Source organism: Flavobacterium sp. DG1-102-2 (assembly GCF_033042555.1).
GTDB lineage: Bacteria > Bacteroidota > Bacteroidia > Flavobacteriales > Flavobacteriaceae > Flavobacterium.
On the sequence record NZ_JAWLIK010000002.1, the window covers coordinates 222,208 to 240,058 of the forward strand.

Sequence of the window (17,851 nt, forward strand, 5' to 3'; positions counted from 1 at the left end):
CAAATAAACATCATAATGCTTATCTTAGCATTTATGAAATTAGCCGACTTCTTATTTTACCTTGCCCTTTTCTTTATCGTAATTGTATTATCTGATCTGTTCCTATGGTTTGTGGTAACCACAAAAACTATTGATATTGAAGTGGGCCGCCTGAATTATTTGTCTTACTATCCATCGGCATTGCAAAACGGAAGGGTTCTTACAGTAATCTCTTTACTGATGCTATCTTTTTCAGGTTACATTTTCCTGAATGCATCAAAAAACAATAAGAACAGGAATGCTGCTATTATCTTAGGGTTAGTTTCAACCCTACTGTTAATGGCTAAAATATACTCGTTTACAAGACATTCATAATGCTCCCAATCGCTTATCACCCCATTTACAAACACCCGCTGCCGGAAGGCCATCGCTTCCCTATGATAAAGTACGAACTGCTGCCACAGCAGTTACTCCATGAGGGAACGGCTGTACCATCTGATTTTTATGAACCCGGACTGCCCGATATGGCAAATGTGCTTGCCGTACATCACAGAACATACGTAGAAGATTTACTCAACCTTACTCTTGATCCAAGGGCGGTGCGCAAGATCGGTTTTCCGCTCTCGGCAGACCTGGTGGAGCGCGAACTGCGTATTGCACAGGGCACTATTTGGGGCGTACATAAGGCTATGGAATATGGTATTGCCTTTAATATTGCCGGAGGAACGCACCACGCCTATAGCGATCATGGAGAGGCTTTTTGCCTGCTTAACGACCAGGCCATAGCAGCTCAGTACCTCATCAATAGTAAACTCGCAAAAAAAGTTTTGATTGTTGACCTCGATGTACACCAGGGGAATGGGACCGCCGAGATCTTTACCGGAAACAACAATGTGTTTACCTTCTCAATGCATGGAAAGACCAATTATCCATTTAAAAAAGAAATTTCAGATCTTGATATCGCCCTGCCGGATAACACTACCGATGAAGAATATCTTTCCATCCTCCGTGAAACATTACCAAAACTAATTGATGATCAAAAGCCTGATTTTATCTTTTACCTCAGCGGTGTAGATATACTGGCTTCTGATAAACTCGGCAAGCTTGGCTGCTCTTTAGATGGCTGTAAACAAAGAGATGAATTTGTGCTGTCGCTATGCCATAAATTAGAAATCCCGGTGCAGTGCAGTATGGGTGGCGGGTACAGTCCCGATATTAAAATTATTATTGAAGCGCATGCCAATACGTACAGGATTGCGAGACAGATTTATTAATCTCCCTGTCGTTTTTGCTAATTAATCAAACCTAAAAAAGCCCTTTCGCTGGGGACAGACGAAAAGGGCCAAAACCTCCTTTTAAAAAACCGGTTTTTATTTACCTAAAAGCAGCACGTCACTAACAACGACCTCTGTAATGTAGCGCTTGTCTCCATTTTTGTCGTCGTAGCTGCGATGCGTCAGCTTGCCCTCTATGGCGAGCTCTTTACCTTTGGTTACATACTTTTCGATAATTTCGGCAGTTTTTCCCCAAGCGGTTATGGTGTGCCATTGGGTATCGGTTACGCGTTCACCCTTATCGTTTGTGTAGCTCTCATTGGTTGCAAGAACTAAACGGGCAAGTTTTTTGCCGGCTTCAAAAATCTTGATCTCCGGGTCGGCTCCTGCGTTTCCTATCAGCTGTACTTTGTTTTTTAATGCGTTCATGGCGTGTAAATTTTTAATGTTGTTATCGTTATGTACTTTATAAGCTGCTGCCGAATCGTATCGAAAATTCAACGATGCAAAGTTGCGCAAGCTGCCATGGTTTATTCGGTTGGTAACTATTTATGGTCGGTTGTAGTTGCTTGTAACCGTTTACAAACGGAATTACCTTTTGATTATAAGCCTTTTACTAAAAACTATAACGTTTAAATTGATTTCGATTTTTAGCACTCTTTGCCATTATCCATCAGCTTTAACAACAACTTAACCAATTGCAAACGTTTACAAACGGAATGCTTTTCGTACATTTATAAAAAAGACAATAGTTTTATGCAGACCGAAATAAACAAAGTTGAGCTACGAAATTTAAGAATAGAAGATTATAAAGAACTGCGCATCTCCATGCAGCATGCCTACAAGGATGTTGACCTTGATATGGACGAGCCTTACTGGGCTGAAAAAGACATAAAAAAACTCTTAAACATATTCCCTGAGGGGCAGTTGGTGGTATTGGTAGATGATAAGGTGGTAGGCTCTGCCCTGTCGCTTATTGTAGACCATAAAAAAGCCACTACCAACCATACGTATGAAAAGATAATAGGCAACTATACCTTTGACACACACGATTATGAGGGTGAAGTTTTATATGGTATAGATGTTTTTATTGATCCAGAATATCGTGGCCTTCGCCTTGGCAGGCGTTTGTATGAAGCCCGTAAAGAGCTTTGCGAGCAGCTTAACCTGCGCTCCATAATATTTGCCGGAAGGATGCCCGGTTTTGAAGAACACGCCGATGAGCTTACGCCAAAAGAATACATAGAAAAGGTGCGCCTTAAAGAGATACACGATCCCGTACTGGCTTTTCAGCTGAGTAACGATTTTCACGTGATCAGGATCATGCGCAATTACCTTGAGGGCGATAAGAACTCTCAGGATTATGCCGTACTGATGGAGTGGAATAATATTTACTACGATAAAAGCCCGGTGCTTATTAATACCCGTAAGAGTATCATCCGCCTGGGGCTGGTGCAATGGCAGATGCGCCCCCTGCCCAATCTTGAAGCTCTTTTTGAACAGGCCGAGTTTTTTATTGACGCGGTTTCGGGCTACGGAAGCGACTTTGCCCTTTTCCCTGAGCTTTTTATCGCCCCTCTTATGGCCGATTTTAACCACCTTAACGAAGCCGATGCGATAAGGGAAATCGCGCGTTACAGCGAGCCTATACGCAAGCGCTTTCAGGAAATGGCAATATCGTACAACATAAACATCATTACCGGAAGCATGCCGCTTGTAGAAGACAGCAACCTGTATAACGTTGGTTTCCTGTGCAAACGTGACGGAACATCTGAAATGTATACCAAAATACATATCACCCCTAACGAAGTGAACTATTGGGGTATGGTAGGTGGTAACGAAATTCGTACATTTGACACCGATTGCGGAAAAATCGGTATCATGATATGCTATGATGTGGAATTCCCTGAGCTATCGCGCCTTATGGCAGATGAAGGTATGGAGATACTATTTGTACCTTTTCTTACCGATACGCAGAACGGATATACCCGCGTAAGGCACTGTGCCCAGGCACGCGCCATAGAGAATGAGTGCTATGTTGCCATTGCAGGCTGTATAGGCAACCTGCCGGGTGTTAACAACATGGATATCCAGTATGCACAAACGGCAGTGTTTACGCCATCAGATTTTTCATTCCCGAGTAATGGAATAAAGGCAGAAGCCACCCCGAATACGGAGATGACAATTATTGTAGACGTTGACCTTGACCTGCTTAAAGAGCTGCACGAATTTGGAAGCGTGCGTATATTAAAAGACCGCCGCCTTGATTTGTACAAGCTTAAGAAATCGGCTAAGGCAGAGGCTGAAACACCTGCTGAAGCTGAAGAGAAGGAATTACCCGCTACTACAGCAAAAGCCCCGAGGACTACGCTTAAAGCAACCGCCTCAAGGCCTCCTAAAATATCGGGCGCAAGCCCTGCAGCGGCCAAACCTGCTGCTAAAACCAGTACAAGAACTAAAAAGAGTTAGTAAGTTATGACACGTAACTGCCCCGAATGCGGCGAAAAGATAGTAGGACGCGAAGACAAGAAGTTTTGCAGTGATGCCTGCCGAAATGCCTGGAACAATAAAATAAACAAAGACAGCAACAACTACATGCGCAACATTAACAACCGTTTGCGCAAGAACAACCGTATACTGAGCGAGATAAACGTGGAGGGCAAGACCAAGACCACAAAATCCAAGCTAATGAGTAAAGGTTTTGACTTTGAACATTTTACTAACCTGCTGCTTACAAAAAACGGTAATACTTATTACTTTGTTTACGAACAAGGCTACATGCCTCTGGAAAACGATTATTACATACTGGTACGAAAAGACATTTCCTGATGAGACATATCTCTATTTTAGGATGCGGATGGCTGGGGCTGCCTCTTGCCATATCACTTATCGAAAAAGGATTTTCGGTTAACGGATCCACAACTTCTGATTCTAAACTTGAACTTTTGCAATCCAAAGGCATCAATCCGTTTCTTATCCGTCTGAATCATAATTCGATTGATGGCGATATTGAAGACTTTCTCTGCAACAGCGAAATACTGATTATTGATATTCCGCCTAAACTGAGGGGAGAAAACAGCGAGTCTTTTACCGATAAGATAAAAACCCTAATCCCCACAATAGAAGCTAGTAGATTGAAAAAAGTGCTTTTTGTAAGTTCTACTTCTGTTTATGCCGATGATAATTCAATCGTGACTGAAGAAACACCTGCTAAGCCGCAAACCGAAAGTGGAAGGCAGCTATTGGAATCGGAAGGGTTATTGCTATCTAACAGTAATTTTAAAACTACAGTCCTCCGTTTTGGCGGACTCGTAAGTGACGACCGCCAGCCAATACGATTTTTATCGGGCAGGGAAAATCTCGAAAATCCTGACGGACCAGTAAATCTTATTCGTCGTGACGATTGCATAGGTATAATTGAAGCCATAATAGAGCACGAAGCCTGGGGCGAAATCTTTAACGGTGTTACACCGCACTACCCTACCCGCGAAGACCACTACACAAAAAAAGCAAAGTCTTTAGGGCTCGAACTGCCAAAATTTAACCGTGCAAAACCATCTCAGGGTAAAACCGTGAGTTCGCAAAAAGTAATAGCTTATCTGGGATATAAGTTTAAATCAGGCGTGATTTAAATTGCTGTAAAAAGAGTATGGGGCGGGACTTTTAATCAAATCCACGCCCTTCTACCCACACACGTGAAGACTGTTTCAAGAACTATTCTCAACCTGCAAATGAATCTAGCAAAAACACAGGCAGGCGATGCAGTTATTGATGAATGAAAAAGAAAAACGGTTTAGTTATTCTTCAAACAATCTTATGCTATCTGTCATAAGTTTGGGAGCTTATTAGATTGCCATTAACAGGAGCAAAGTAATAGAATTATAAAATTTTGCCGTTGCGGGTTTTCCGCAGTTAACATAATTTTAACAATTATATAGAATGCTTGTCAGCGACGTAATTATTGGGCCAATGACATTGCATCTCAAAGATTTTGAAGTGTAATGGTATTGAGATGTAAGATTTTTTCTATATGAAAAATTTACACGTAACCCTGTTTCCTTGCTTCATTTACAAGGGCTTCATCATCGCCTGACACGTCGAGCATTTTTTTAAGCTTATACTTTCGTTTTTCAATGGCGCTGTCAGAAAGTGGAATGTATTTACTAAGATTCTTGTTTTTTATGCCTTTAGAAAGCAGCATGATGATCTTGGTATCTATATCGTCAAGTACAATGCCTTTTTCGAGTCGCTGTATATAGCCGGCTACTGTTTTAGAGTAATAGGTATTCCCTTCCAGTACATTCCTGAAACATTCGGCAATCTCTTCTGTATTACAATCGCTTTTATTTATAAAACCTTCGGGCTTTACATTATTCAGTATACTGTTCATGATTTCCACTTCTTTGTGCATGGTCATCATAATAATTTTACACTCCGGCATAACTTTTCTTAGGTATACTGCAACATCGTGTCCTGACGTAAGGTGCATTTCAGGAAAATCAGGGATACTGTAATCTATAACTGCGGCATCAAAAGGATTTTCCCTGTGTGCTTCTATAACTTTATGGGCAGATTTGCAGTCGCTAGCTTTAGCAATAGATAGATTGCTGAAGCTGCTGCCTTCAAGTGTTTTAAATATAGAATGGTATCCTTCCAGCACGACCATGTGGTCGTCTACAGCCAGCACGTTTAAGTTTTCTCTCAATCCCCCTAAAATTTTCTTCAAAAATAAGAAGGAAATATATAAAATAGGTTACGGAAAACCTCATTTACAGCAAATTAATATAAAAATAAAAAATCCCGCAATATAAATTGCAGGATTTAATAATATTATTAACTGATAACCAAAAGCTTACCAGATCTTAACTCTTTTGTCAGGCGCTACGTACATTCCATCGCCCGGTTTGATGCTGAATGCTTCATAAAAAGCATCAACATTTTGAAGTGGAACAAAGGCGCGGTACATGCCCGGCGAGTGCGGGTCTGTTTTAACCTGGTTTTTTATGGCCTCATCTCTTGCTTTAGTTCTCCAGATAGTAGCCCATGAAATAAAGAAGCGCTGCTCTGGCGTATAACCATCTATCAGGCCAGGGTTACCGTTTTGTTTTAGGTACAGCTGAAGTCCGTCATAAGCAGCATTAACACCGCCAAGATCGCCAATGTTTTCACCAAGCGTGAATTTACCGTCTACATAGATACCCGGTAGCGGCTGAAGCGCGCTGTACTGATCAGCAAGGCTTCCGCCAAGGCCTGTAAATTTGGCAAGGTCTTCATCACTCCACCAGTTTACAAGGTTACCATCAGAATTATAGCGTGACCCTGAATCGTCAAATCCGTGTGATATTTCGTGGCCGATAACAGCACCTATACCACCATAGTTAACCGCTTCATCTGCTTTATAATCATAAAATGGCGGCTGAAGGATAGCAGCAGGGAATACGATTTCATTATATGATGGGTTAAAGTAAGCATTAACCGTTTGCGGGCTCATGTGCCACTCAGTTTTATCTACCGGTTTGCCCAGTTTCTCAATATCTTCTTTAAATGCCCATCGTGATGCATTGTTCATATTATTAAAGAATGTTCCGCCTTCGGCAGGGCTCTGGATAGCAAGTTTAGAATAGTCTTTCCATTTATCAGGATAACCTATTTTCACGTTAAGCTTGCGCAGTTTTGTTACAGCATTCTCTCTTGTAGATTTAGCCATCCAAGGCAGGCGGTTAATGCGGTTCTCAAAAGCAAGCATTACATTTTTGATCATCGCTTCAGCTTTAGCCTTAGCTTCTGCAGGGAATTTTTTCTCAACATAAAGTTTACCTAAAGCCTCGCCCACAGTACCGTTTACAGTTTGCAGTGCATTTTTATCGCGTGATTCTTCTTTGATGGCTCCTCTAAGCGTTTTGCTGTAAAACTCCCAGTTAGCCGTTTCAAGATCTGTAGAAAGCACATCAGACGAATGGTTTAAAAGTGTCCATTTCATGTAAGCTTTCCAGTCTTCAACTTTGTTAGCTTTAAATATCTCCTGTAACGCTGCCATGTATTTAGGCTGCGATACATTTATAAGCTCACCGGCTTTTAGCTTAACGCCAAGGCTGGTAAAATAAGTCGTCCAGTTTATAGATGGCACCAGTTTTTGAAGCTCTGCAACCGTCATTGGGTTGTAAGTCTTTCTGCTGTCGCGGCGTTCTACCCTATCTAACCTTGGCTGAGCCATGGCTGTTTCAAGGGCAAGGATATTAGATGCAGTCTTAGTTGCATCTGCCTCTTTATAGCCAAGGTATTTAAGCATTCTTGCAACGTGCTTTACATAAAGCTCACGCTTTTCTTTAGAGTCAGCATCATCAGAAACGTAGTAATCCCTATCAGGTAATCCAAGGCTTCCCGGCCCGATATAAATGATGTTAGCATTACTGTCTTTAGCATCTGAGCCTACGCCCATGCCAAAAAAGCCCAGCCCGCCAACAGGCTCCATTTCTATAAGCAGTTTTTCAAGATCTTTTGCATTCTTAACCTTGTCTATTTTTGCCAAATACGGTTTAAGCGGTGCAATGCCTGCCTTGTTACGAGCAACAGTGTCCATAATAGTTTTATACAGGTTTGCGGCTTTGCCCTGGTCTGATGCAGATTTCAGGCTTTTGTTTGCAGCAGCCTCTTTAAGTATGGCAAGTGCGTCATTGTTTGTGTTTTCGCGAAGTTCGTCAAAGCTCCCCCAGCGTGTTTTGTCAGACGGGATCTGGGTATTGTCTACCCACGTACCGTTTACATACCTGAAGAAATCGTCGCTTGGCTTAACTTTCTTATCCATATAAGAAACATTAATGCCGGGCTTTTGCTGTGCATTAGCCATTTGAACACTGCAAAGAGTACCGGTAACAGCCAATGCTGCAACAGTATATTTTGCGTTGAAGGTTAATTTCATATAATTCGTGTTTTAATCCTTAAGGCTACAAAAATAAAAAGTTAGCTTAAACCGAAGGCCGTAAAGTTGTTAAATATGCAAAAAAGTGCCTTTTGTAACTATTTCGGGTACTATTACTTAAGTTTTATAGCCTGTTGTTTCTTAATTTTGCAAAAATTATTCCCAATGCTTCAGTTTTTCAAAAAATATAAGATATTAATCATTGTCCTCGTAGTGCTTTCTGCCGTTATACTTTTCCTTTTTAACGGAGCACTCACGCCAAAAAAATACCTGCAGGTATACAGCCCGGCCGATGTGAACCCTGAACTTGTTGACAGCACCGTACAGTATGTTGCCAAAAATCATAAAATAGCCAACTTCTCGTTTACCAACCAAAACGGAAAGACCATAACCCAAAACGATTACAAAGGCAAGATCTATGTAGCCGATTTCTTTTTTACCACGTGCCCATCCATCTGCCCCATAATGACCAAAAACATGGAGTGGCTGCAGTCGCAGATTAAAAACGATCCAAAGGTTATGCTGCTCTCGCACTCCGTAACGCCTGATATAGACAGTGTTCCTGTGCTGAAAAAATATGCCATTGAAAAAGGTGTTATAGACAGCAAATGGAATCTTGTTAGGGGTAAAAAAGAAGATATCTATTATATAGCCCGTAAATCATACCTGGCGGTAAAGACCACAAATTCAAGTGAATTGTATGATATGGTACATACCGAAAACTTTATACTGGTAGACACCAAAGGCCGCATTCGCGGATTTTACAATGGCACTAATTTAGATAAGGACGTAAAAGGAGAAAAAAACGTAAAGCAGCTGCTTGAAGATATTAAATGGCTATCGGATAACGAAAACTAAGGCCGTTTGGATATTAATTTATACTTTTGCAATCTAAATTGATTCTAAATAATATTGAAAACCACACTTGCAGCGCTTAAAAAAGGCCAAAAAGCCATAATAACCGATCTTAACATAGATGCGGTTCCGTTAAAGCTTCTTGAAATGGGATGCCTTCCCGGCAATACTGTGGAACTTCTTCAGGTTGCCCCCATGGGCGACCCTATCTATATCAACGTAAACGAAAGCCACGTGGCAATAAGGCTGGAAACTGCCCGTGAAATTGATGTAGAATTTATACCCAATTCTCTATAATGGCAGCTCACAATATCCTGAACATAAAAATTGCACTTATCGGTAACCCAAATACCGGAAAGACCTCGGTCTTTAACCATCTTACGGGCCTTAACCAGCAGGTGGGCAACTACCCGGGTATTACAGTAGAGCGCAAAACAGGATCGTGCAAACTACCTAACGGGACCAAAGGAACGGTTATGGACCTGCCCGGCACCTACAGCCTTAATGCAAGCTCCATGGATGAGAATGTGGTTATTGAGCTGCTGCTCAACAAAAACGACAAAGACTATCCTGATGTTGCCGTTGTAGTTACCGATGTAGAAAACCTGAAACGTAACCTGCTTCTTTTTACACAAATAAAAGACCTCGAACTGCCTACCATACTTGTTATCAACATGAGCGACAGGATGGAGAAAAAAGGCATTGCGCTGGACATACCGTATCTTGAAAAACTGCTTAAGACCCGCATTGCGCTTGTAAGCTCACGCAAAGGCACGGGCATAGATACCATAAAAGAATTAATCGTTAATTATGGCGCGCTGCCTACAGAGCCATGCCTTAATGCATCAGGCATAGATAACGAATATTTTAACGGATTGCGAAATGCTTTTCCTAACCAGCTGCTATACAAGCTGTGGTTAGTTATTACGCAGGATGTAAACTTTGGCCAGCTGGAGCGTAAGGAAATTGAACGCAATAGTTCTTTTGCAAAAAGCAAGGCCGAGCTGAAACGCATGCAGCAAAAGGAAACCATTAAGCGCTATCAGTTTATTAACGATGTGCTTAAAACGGGGCAGACCATAGATAATGCCAAGGCTAACGACATTCGTGCAAAACTGGACCGGGTACTTACACATAAGGTTTTTGGCTACGTTATTTTCCTTGGGATACTTATGCTAATATTCCAGTCGATATTCTCATGGTCAAGCATACCTATGGATTTTATCGATGAGAGCTTTGCAGCATTGGCATCGTATACCGATACTCATTTGCCTCCGGGTAAGCTGACCGACCTTATCTCGCAGGGTATCATACCGGGTATAGGCGGCGTTGTAATATTTATTCCGCAAATTGCCTTTTTGTTCCTGTTCATCTCCATACTCGAAGAAAGCGGCTACATGAGTCGTGTAGTTTTCCTTATGGACAAGATCATGAAACGCTTTGGCCTTAGCGGTAAAAGTGTTGTGCCGTTAATTTCGGGTACGGCATGTGCCATACCGGCAATCATGTCGGCACGAAACATTGAAAACTGGCGCGAAAGGCTTATTACTATACTGGTAACGCCATTTACCACCTGCTCGGCAAGGCTGCCTGTGTATACCATATTGATATCGCTTATCATTCCTGAGAAAATGGTGCTGGGTATCTTTAACCTTCAGGGGCTAACGCTTATGCTGCTGTACCTTTTAGGCTTTGGCGGTGCACTGCTGTCGGCATGGATATTAAACAAGATCCTGAAGCTAAAACACAAAAGCTTTTTTGTGGCAGAAATGCCTAATTATAAACTGCCGTTGTTTAAAAACGTAGGCCTCAACGTACTGGAAAAAACCAAGGCATTCGTTGCCGGTGCGGGTAAGATAATATTAGCCCTGTCAGTTATTATATGGTTCCTGGGTTCACACGGGCCGGGAGAAGCTTTCAGCAATGCTACAGAAATCGTTTCGCATCAGCCTGAAAACAAAACCTTGCCTGAGAACGAACTTAACGATAAGATCACTGCCTATCAGCTTGAGAATTCATATATAGGCATAATGGGTAAATCTATAGAACCTGTAATACGCCCGCTGGGCTACGACTGGAAAATAGGCGTTGCCATTGTATCATCGTTTGCAGCCCGTGAGGTGTTTGTAGGCACACTTGCCACTATTTATAACATAGGGAGCAGCGGCGAAGACGAGGCTACCATTAAACAGCGCATGGATAATGAGGTTGACCCTATTACCGGTAAAAAAATATTCAATTTTGCCACCGGGGCATCATTATTGTTGTTCTATGCTTTTGCAATGCAGTGCATAAGCACACTGGCTATTACTAAAAAGGAAACCAACTCCTGGAAATGGCCTATGATTCAGCTTATAGGAATGAGCGGTTTTGCTTATGTAGTGTCGTTGATAACGTACCAATTCTTAAAGTAAGGTTATGGACATCCAGAATATAATAGTACACATAATCGTTGCAGGCGCTGTGGCTTTTCTGGTAAAGAAATATTTCTTTAAAAAGAAAAAATCAGGCAATTGCGGCCCGGACTGCGGGTGCAGTTAAAAACTCTCTTTTGCAATTAACCACAAAAATTAAACCTGTGATGGCGCCATGCCATACTGCTTTTTAAAGGCAAAGGAGAAATGTGATAAATCTTCAAATCCCAGGTCGAGATATACATCACTTACTGCGCGCTTACGTTCCTTTAGCATAGTGTAGGCTTCCTTTAATCTTCTTTGCAACAACCATCTCCCCGGAGAGATAGTAAACACCTTTTCAAAGTCACGCTTAAATCCTGAAAGGCTTCTGCCAGTTAAGTAGGCAAATCGGTTAAGGTCCACATTAAAATGATAATTCTGCTGCATGAATGCCTCAAGGTCTATCTTGCCGGGATCAGAAAAATCAAACAATATATTAGCAAGTTCGGGGTATGTTTTCAGCAAAAGCAGAATAGCTTCTTCCTGTTTAATTTTGTAAAGAGGAGAGTCGGGCTGCTGGTTGAACAGCTCTTCATATTCTCTCAACGAATTCATGTAATTGGCTAAAACCGAGGTTGAATCCAATTGCAGATACGCCGGAATATCTAATTTTCCTGACATTGAATAGCTATATTTAATGCTAAATTCACGTAAAAGGTTTTGCGTAAAGAACATTGAGACAGAGCGGAATTCTCCCCCTTCTGGCGGATTCTTTACATACTTAAGCAATTGATTCCTGCGGCAAAAATAAATTTCGCCCGGGCCAAACGCTTGCTGGTTTATTCCGTCGTCTAAAGTATTGCTGCCCGATACCACAAAGCTAATAGCGTGTTCAGACACAAAGTTTTCCCCAATCCTGCTTCGGGAAAAATAACATGAAAATTGTATGGGTGACCTTTGTATTATTTCCATAAGAGTAAAAATACGATAATTTATTTCTGAATGTATTACAAGAATACAACCTGCAAGGTTTTAAAAACACCTTACAGGTTGTATAAATATAATTGGGATGTTTTAAACCAAAAGCGTTTTAGGCTCTACATATTCCTCAAGGCCAAATACCCCAAACTCACGACCTATACCCGATTGCTTGAATCCGCCGAATGGTGCCTGCGGGTCATGGCTAAGCGCATTGATCATAACACGGCCTGCAATAATTCTCGAAGCTACTCTTTTTGCCCTTGCATCATCTGAAGAGTTGACATACGCCTGAAGTCCGTAATCAGTATCATTAGCGATTGCAATAGCATCTTCCTCATCTTTATAGGCAATGATAGAAAGCACCGGGCCAAAAATTTCTTCGCGGGCAATACGCATGCTGTTCTTAACATTGGTAAACACGGTTGGCTTTACAAAGTTGCCTGCTTCCAAACCTTCAGGATGGCCTTCGCCACCGATAAGCAATTTGGCACCTTCTTCAAGTCCAAGTTTAATGTACCCCTGCACGCGTTCGTATTGTTTTTTGCTTACCATTGGCCCAACAGCAGTATCATGATCGGCAGGATTCCCCACTTTTACCTTTTCTACGGCGGCTTTAACAAGTGAATTTACCTCATCCAGTTTGTGTTCAGGAACCAATAATCGCGTTCCTGCAATACAGGCCTGCCCGCTGTTCATGTAAGCGGCCGCAACAGCCATAGGTATAGCTGTTTCAAGATTGGCATCGTCAAGGATTACGTTAGGCGATTTTCCGCCCAGTTCCAGTGTTACGCGTTTCAAAGTGTCAATTGCACCACGGGCTATGCTTTTACCCACAACGGTAGAACCTGTAAACGATATCTTGGCAATATCAGGGTGGTTGGTTATGGCATTACCCACAACAGTTCCCAATCCGTTTACTACATTAAATACCCCTTTAGGCAATCCTGCTTCGTGAAAACATTCCAGTAAAAGCTGGGTTTGCATGGCGCTCATTTCGCTTGGCTTGATAACCACAGTGCTTCCGGCAGAAATTGCCGTAGCCAGTTTGTTGCATATAAAACTGTTGCTGGAATTCCATGGTGTGATAAGCCCAACGACGCCCAGGGGCTGCATAAGTACTTTAGAGTTCCCTACTGTCCTTTCAAATTCAAAAGTGTTAAGCGTTGCCATCGCTGTCGTAAATGCACTAAGCATATTGTTGACACTGTTTTTGCAGAATTGATAGGTACCTCCATATTCAAGAACCATTACAGCAACAAGTTCATCCTGCCTTTTAGCAACGGCATCGTGCAGTTTTTGCAGGTAAGCAATACGTTCTTCTTTTGTAGTTTGGGAGAAGGTCTTGTAAGCTTCTTTAGCGGCGGCAACAGCAAGGTTTACATCGTGTTCATTGCCTAATACCACCTTGCCTATGAGTTGATTATTCGAAGGTTTATCAGGTCAAAAAGTTCGGTTCCGTTTGGTGTTGCAAATTCACCGTTTACATACATCTTATCTATCGTCTTCATCGTATTAATTGTTTTAGATTAACAAGACAAAGGTCGTGCAGATAACTGCCTTTCATTTTGTTGAAAAGCCCAAGTTTACTTTGTTGAAAAGTTCAGCTATAAATCCTTGATGATAAGTACGGGAATAGACACTTTATGCCTTACCGCATATACCGTTGTGCCTAAAATAATGTCCTTTATCCAGTTGTGGCCGTGGGCGCCAAGGATAAGAATATCAAAGTTTCCGGCTTCGTTAACGATAAGCGGAATTTGTTTCTTAGGGCTGCCAAAGCTAAGACGCGTATTAATTTTATACCCTTTTTCTTCAAGCGCCTGTTTGTATTTAGAAAGGTAATCTTTATCAGATGCAGTTTCAAAATCGCTCGCCTGGTCACCGTGAAGCATGGCGCCTACGGTTTCTACCACGTGTATTAGTGTATACGTTGCCTCCTTGCCGCCTAGCTGCATGGCACTGCCTATGCTTTTAACATCGGTCCTTGAAAAGTCCAGGGCGATAGCAATGTTGTTATATACAATCGTGCCCGACTGTTCCTGCACAATAACCTCATTAATATGCGGTACATGCGGCGCCGAAGCCCTGCTTTTCCTAACAAATGGATTGATGATGATATACAGCAGCACTGCTCCCGCTAATATGGCAACAGGAACTACAAATACGTAGATAAAGATTGGATTTTCAGATTCTGCCACCCATCCCTGTATCTCGTCATATACCAGTTTTGCATTAAGCGAAACAATAACAAGGGCTATTACCCACGATGCGATCTTAGTGGCGGTGCCAATGGCAAACTCGTTCATCTTAGACTTGTCGCTTACAAAATGGATAAGCGGAATAATTGCAAACCCTAACTGAAGGCTCAATACTACCTGGCTGAAAACAAGCAGTTTTCCGGTAGATTCTTCCCCAAAATACAGAATGGTAAAAAAGGCCGGTGCAATAGCAATAATACGGGTTATGATACGGCGTACCCACGGCTGAATGCGCAGGTTAAGGTAACCTTCCATAACAATTTGACCCGCAAGCGTACCCGTTATGGTAGAGCTCTGCCCTGCAGCAATAAGCGCCAGTGCAAATAATGTTGCCGCCCAGCCTGAGCCCAGCATAGGGGCAAGCAGCTGGTGTGCATCCTGAATATCAGCCACGTCATGCCTCCCTGCGGTGTAAAATGTTGCAGCGGCCAATATTAATATCGCGGCATTTACAAAAAATGCCATATTAAGCGCAATGATAGAATCTATAAAATTGTAGCGGATAGCTTGTTTAATACCTTTAAAAGTACGGTCAAACTTTCGCGTCTGTACAAGAGATGAATGCAGGTAAAGGTTGTGCGGCATTACCGTTGCCCCAATGATACCAATAGCGATATACAAAGCAGCCTCACTCGGGATAGAAGGTATAAGTCCGCTTGCCACGGCAGCCATATCAGGCTTTGCAAAGAACATCTCGGCTAAAAAAGAAAGTCCTATTATGGCAATAAGCCCAATGATAAACGCCTCCATTTTCTTGATGCCCTTATTCATAAGGAACAATAGCAGGAAGGTGTCAAACATCGTAATGCTTACACCCCAAAGCAACGGAAGATCAAACAATAATTTTAACCCGATAGCCATACCCAGCACCTCGGCAAGGTCGCAGGCAGCAATGGCTATTTCGGCAAGGCCGTATAAAAAATAGTTAATCCCTTTAGAATAGGTTTCGCGCGATGCCTGAGCCAGGTCACGTCGGCTTACGATACCCAAACGGGCACTAAGGCTTTGCAGCAGCAGTGCCATGATGTTGCTCATAAGCAAAACCCACAGCAGCGAATACCCAAACCGGCTTCCTCCGGCAATATCGGTAGCCCAGTTCCCGGGATCCATGTAGCCAACGCTTATCATATAGGCCGGCCCAAAAAAGGCAAGCACCTTTTTCCATACCGATGTATTCTCACCTACGGAAACCGACTCATGTACTTCTTCCAGCGAATGGCTGTTGCTCTTATGCTTCTCCATAGTTTATACAGGTTTCACAAAAAGGTTGGCTGCAATTTTATTAGAAACCGTTACCTGTTTATCACCCAGTTTCAGGGTTAACGACATATCAAAATCTTCTTTGCTGATAACCTCTATGGCAGAGCCAAGGGCTATTTGCTGTTTGTCTAAATACTGTAAAAATGCCGACGAACTGTCTTTTACGCCCACACATATTACCTTTTTGCCTAATGCAGTTTCTGACAATAGTTTTTTGTCTACCTGTGCAATTTTACCTTTACGGTCAGGTATTGGGTCGCCATGCGGGTCTTCGGTAGGAAAATCAAGAAATTCTTCCAGTTTGTTTACCAGCTTCTCGCTTTTTATGTGTTCCAGCTGTTCGGCTACGTCGTGTACCTCATCCCAGGAAAAATCGAGCTTTTCCAGCAAAAAAACCTCCCAAAGGCGGTGTTTGCGCACAATCATAAGAGCTGTAAACATTCCCTCATCGGTAAGCGATACGCCCTGGTATTTTTTATAGATAACCAATCCTTTATCTGCAAGCTTCTGCACCATATCGGTAACCGATGATGGTTTGCTCTCCATTTCGTTAGCAATGGAATTGGTTGTTATCCCTTTATTTTGATTAAGGGATAAATGGTATATAACTTTAAGGTAATTTTCTTCAGAGTAGGTCATTCCCAACATAATAATAACCACAAATATAACGAAATTTGATTGGGTTAAAAAGTTTTTTAGGCAAGTCTAAATATTTAACCTGTCATTAACACTGTAAATACTTATTTTTGGGAGTAATGAAGCACTACAACTACATCTTTGCAGGAGCGGGACTGGCATCACTAATGACGGCATATCGCATTGCAGTAAGCGGTAATTTTAAGGAGAAATCAATACTGCTTATCGATACCGATGCCAAAAAAACCAATGATCGTACCTGGTGTTTTTGGGAAAAGAATGAAGGGTTTACAGATGAGATAGTTTACCGAAAATGGAGTACCGCACTATTTGCTAATAATAAAAAACGTATTGACCTGGAATTTAACGGTTATCAATACAAGATGATTCGCGGCGCCGACTTTTATAATTTTGTATTCGCAGAACTGCAAAAGCATCCAAATATTGAATTCGTTCAGCAGAAAGTAGTTGATTTTGTAGATTCGGGGTTTAATGTATTGGTAAAAACTGAGGCAGAAAACTATACTGCCAGCAAGCTATTCAACAACATTTACAACCCGTCATTGGCGGCATCGCAAAAAAAATATCCGGTACTGCAACAGCATTTTATCGGCTGGCACGTCAAGACTACAGAACCGGTCTTTAATGCCGAAAAACCTGTGTTTATGGATTTTAGCATCCCGCAAAAAGGCAATACACGATTTATGTATGTGCTACCCTTTAGCAATAAAGAAGCCATTGTAGAATATACTTTATTTTCGGCAGATCTTTTGGCTGATGCCGAATATGAGCAAGCTATTGAAGATTACCTGAAGAACCTTGGCATAAGCAGCTACGAGATCATCGCCGAAGAACGGGGCAGCATCCCTATGACCTCTTACCCATTCTGGAAACACAACACTAAGAACATACTCAACATAGGTACAGCCGGAGGATGGACAAAAGCCAGCACGGGCTATACCTTTAAGAACGCCGACAGGTTATCGGCAAAACTGGTGCAGTTCTTATCTACGGGGAGCGATTTTACCAAATTTCATAAAAAGAGCCGTTTTTGGTTTTACGACCTGCTGTTGCTGGATATACTGGACCGAACCAACCAAAATGGGTCGCAGATTTTCTCGGCGATGTTTAAAACAGGTAAGGCCGCACCAATATTTAAATTCCTTGATGAGGAGACTACTTTTAGCGAAGACATTGGCGTAATATCTAAATGCCCAAAGGGTTTATTCCTCGCTTCACTATTCAGGCGGAGTGTTAATCTGTAACAAAAAAGTTTGCGGTTTTATGTTTGGC

Annotated in this window: 17 protein-coding genes; 10 read left to right on the plus strand and 7 right to left on the minus strand. The window is 42.0% G+C overall.

The genetic code is table 11. The features are described 5' to 3' along the window. Positions 1-33 precede the first annotated feature (33 nt). Both R1T16_RS04305 and R1T16_RS04310 read left to right on the plus strand, forming a co-directional pair. The gene (locus R1T16_RS04305) at positions 34-354 is read left to right on the plus strand and encodes a hypothetical protein (RefSeq protein ID WP_317499843.1); all 321 of its coding nucleotides are present in this window, start codon (positions 34-36) and stop codon (positions 352-354) included. Next, positions 354-1,253, plus strand: coding sequence for a histone deacetylase (locus R1T16_RS04310; RefSeq protein WP_317499844.1), 900 nt, complete (start codon positions 354-356; stop codon positions 1,251-1,253). The genes R1T16_RS04305 and R1T16_RS04310 overlap by 1 nt, the downstream gene beginning before the upstream one ends. Before the next feature lie 96 nt (positions 1,254-1,349). On the opposite strand, the gene R1T16_RS04315 is transcribed toward R1T16_RS04310, so the two are convergent. Then, a complete protein-coding gene (locus R1T16_RS04315; protein ID WP_317499845.1) occupies positions 1,350-1,682 on the minus strand; it encodes a single-stranded DNA-binding protein in 333 nt (110 codons plus the stop codon). 327 nt (positions 1,683-2,009) lie between these two features. Here R1T16_RS04315 and R1T16_RS04320 point away from each other — a divergent pair, with 327 nt between their 5' ends. Genes R1T16_RS04320 through R1T16_RS04330 form a run of 3 tightly spaced genes read left to right on the plus strand, consistent with a single transcriptional unit; the run spans position 2,010 to position 4,885 of the window. Further along, a complete protein-coding gene (locus R1T16_RS04320) occupies positions 2,010-3,722 on the plus strand; it encodes a bifunctional GNAT family N-acetyltransferase/carbon-nitrogen hydrolase family protein (RefSeq protein ID WP_317499846.1) in 1,713 nt (570 codons plus the stop codon). A gap of 6 nt (positions 3,723-3,728) precedes the next feature. After that, positions 3,729-4,082 carry a hypothetical protein gene (locus tag R1T16_RS04325; protein ID WP_317499847.1) on the plus strand — a complete coding sequence of 118 codons (354 nt, stop codon included), beginning with the start codon at positions 3,729-3,731 and terminating at the stop codon, positions 4,080-4,082. Then, the gene (locus R1T16_RS04330; RefSeq protein ID WP_317499848.1) at positions 4,082-4,885 is read left to right on the plus strand and encodes an SDR family NAD(P)-dependent oxidoreductase; all 804 of its coding nucleotides are present in this window, start codon (positions 4,082-4,084) and stop codon (positions 4,883-4,885) included. The genes R1T16_RS04325 and R1T16_RS04330 overlap by 1 nt, the downstream gene beginning before the upstream one ends. A 407-nt stretch (positions 4,886-5,292) precedes the next feature. Here R1T16_RS04330 and R1T16_RS04335 read toward each other — a convergent pair whose 3' ends face one another. Then, entirely contained in the window at positions 5,293-5,958 is a 666-nt protein-coding gene (locus R1T16_RS04335; RefSeq protein ID WP_317499849.1) for a response regulator, read from the minus strand. A 147-nt stretch (positions 5,959-6,105) separates the two neighbouring features. Further along, complete coding sequence (locus R1T16_RS04340; RefSeq protein WP_411162017.1) at positions 6,106-8,172, minus strand: M13 family metallopeptidase; 2,067 nt, start codon at positions 8,170-8,172, stop codon at positions 6,106-6,108. 165 nt (positions 8,173-8,337) lie between these two features. On the opposite strand from R1T16_RS04340, the gene R1T16_RS04345 reads away from it, so the two are divergent. From R1T16_RS04345 to R1T16_RS04360, 4 genes are read left to right on the plus strand one after another with little or no spacing between them, the layout of a single operon-like run. Continuing rightward, a complete protein-coding gene (locus R1T16_RS04345; protein ID WP_317499850.1) occupies positions 8,338-9,030 on the plus strand; it encodes an SCO family protein in 693 nt (230 codons plus the stop codon). A gap of 54 nt (positions 9,031-9,084) precedes the next feature. Continuing rightward, positions 9,085-9,324, plus strand: coding sequence for a FeoA family protein (locus tag R1T16_RS04350; RefSeq protein WP_317499851.1), 240 nt, complete (start codon positions 9,085-9,087; stop codon positions 9,322-9,324). Beyond that, positions 9,324-11,441 carry a ferrous iron transport protein B gene (feoB, locus tag R1T16_RS04355; protein ID WP_317499852.1) on the plus strand — a complete coding sequence of 706 codons (2,118 nt, stop codon included), beginning with the start codon at positions 9,324-9,326 and terminating at the stop codon, positions 11,439-11,441. The genes R1T16_RS04350 and feoB overlap by 1 nt, the downstream gene beginning before the upstream one ends. Before the next feature lie 4 nt (positions 11,442-11,445). After that, positions 11,446-11,568 (plus strand): FeoB-associated Cys-rich membrane protein, encoded by a 123-nt coding sequence (locus tag R1T16_RS04360; protein ID WP_317499853.1) that lies wholly within the window; start codon positions 11,446-11,448, stop codon positions 11,566-11,568. A gap of 29 nt (positions 11,569-11,597) precedes the next feature. Here R1T16_RS04360 and R1T16_RS04365 read toward each other — a convergent pair whose 3' ends face one another. From R1T16_RS04365 to R1T16_RS04380, 4 genes are all read right to left on the minus strand, one after another. Further along, positions 11,598-12,395: an AraC family transcriptional regulator gene (locus tag R1T16_RS04365; protein WP_317499854.1), complete on the minus strand. Its 798-nt coding sequence runs from the start codon at positions 12,393-12,395 to the stop codon at positions 11,598-11,600. Between the two features lie 102 nt (positions 12,396-12,497). Further along, positions 12,498-13,808: an aldehyde dehydrogenase family protein gene (locus R1T16_RS04370; protein ID WP_317499855.1), complete on the minus strand. Its 1,311-nt coding sequence runs from the start codon at positions 13,806-13,808 to the stop codon at positions 12,498-12,500. A 200-nt stretch (positions 13,809-14,008) separates the two neighbouring features. Next, the gene (locus R1T16_RS04375) at positions 14,009-15,904 is read right to left on the minus strand and encodes an Nramp family divalent metal transporter (protein WP_317499856.1); all 1,896 of its coding nucleotides are present in this window, start codon (positions 15,902-15,904) and stop codon (positions 14,009-14,011) included. Between the two features lie 3 nt (positions 15,905-15,907). Beyond that, positions 15,908-16,561 (minus strand): metal-dependent transcriptional regulator, encoded by a 654-nt coding sequence (locus R1T16_RS04380; RefSeq protein WP_317499857.1) that lies wholly within the window; start codon positions 16,559-16,561, stop codon positions 15,908-15,910. A 116-nt stretch (positions 16,562-16,677) separates the two neighbouring features. On the opposite strand from R1T16_RS04380, the gene R1T16_RS04385 reads away from it, so the two are divergent. Beyond that, positions 16,678-17,823 carry a lycopene cyclase family protein gene (locus R1T16_RS04385; protein WP_317499858.1) on the plus strand — a complete coding sequence of 382 codons (1,146 nt, stop codon included), beginning with the start codon at positions 16,678-16,680 and terminating at the stop codon, positions 17,821-17,823. Positions 17,824-17,851 lie beyond the last annotated feature (28 nt).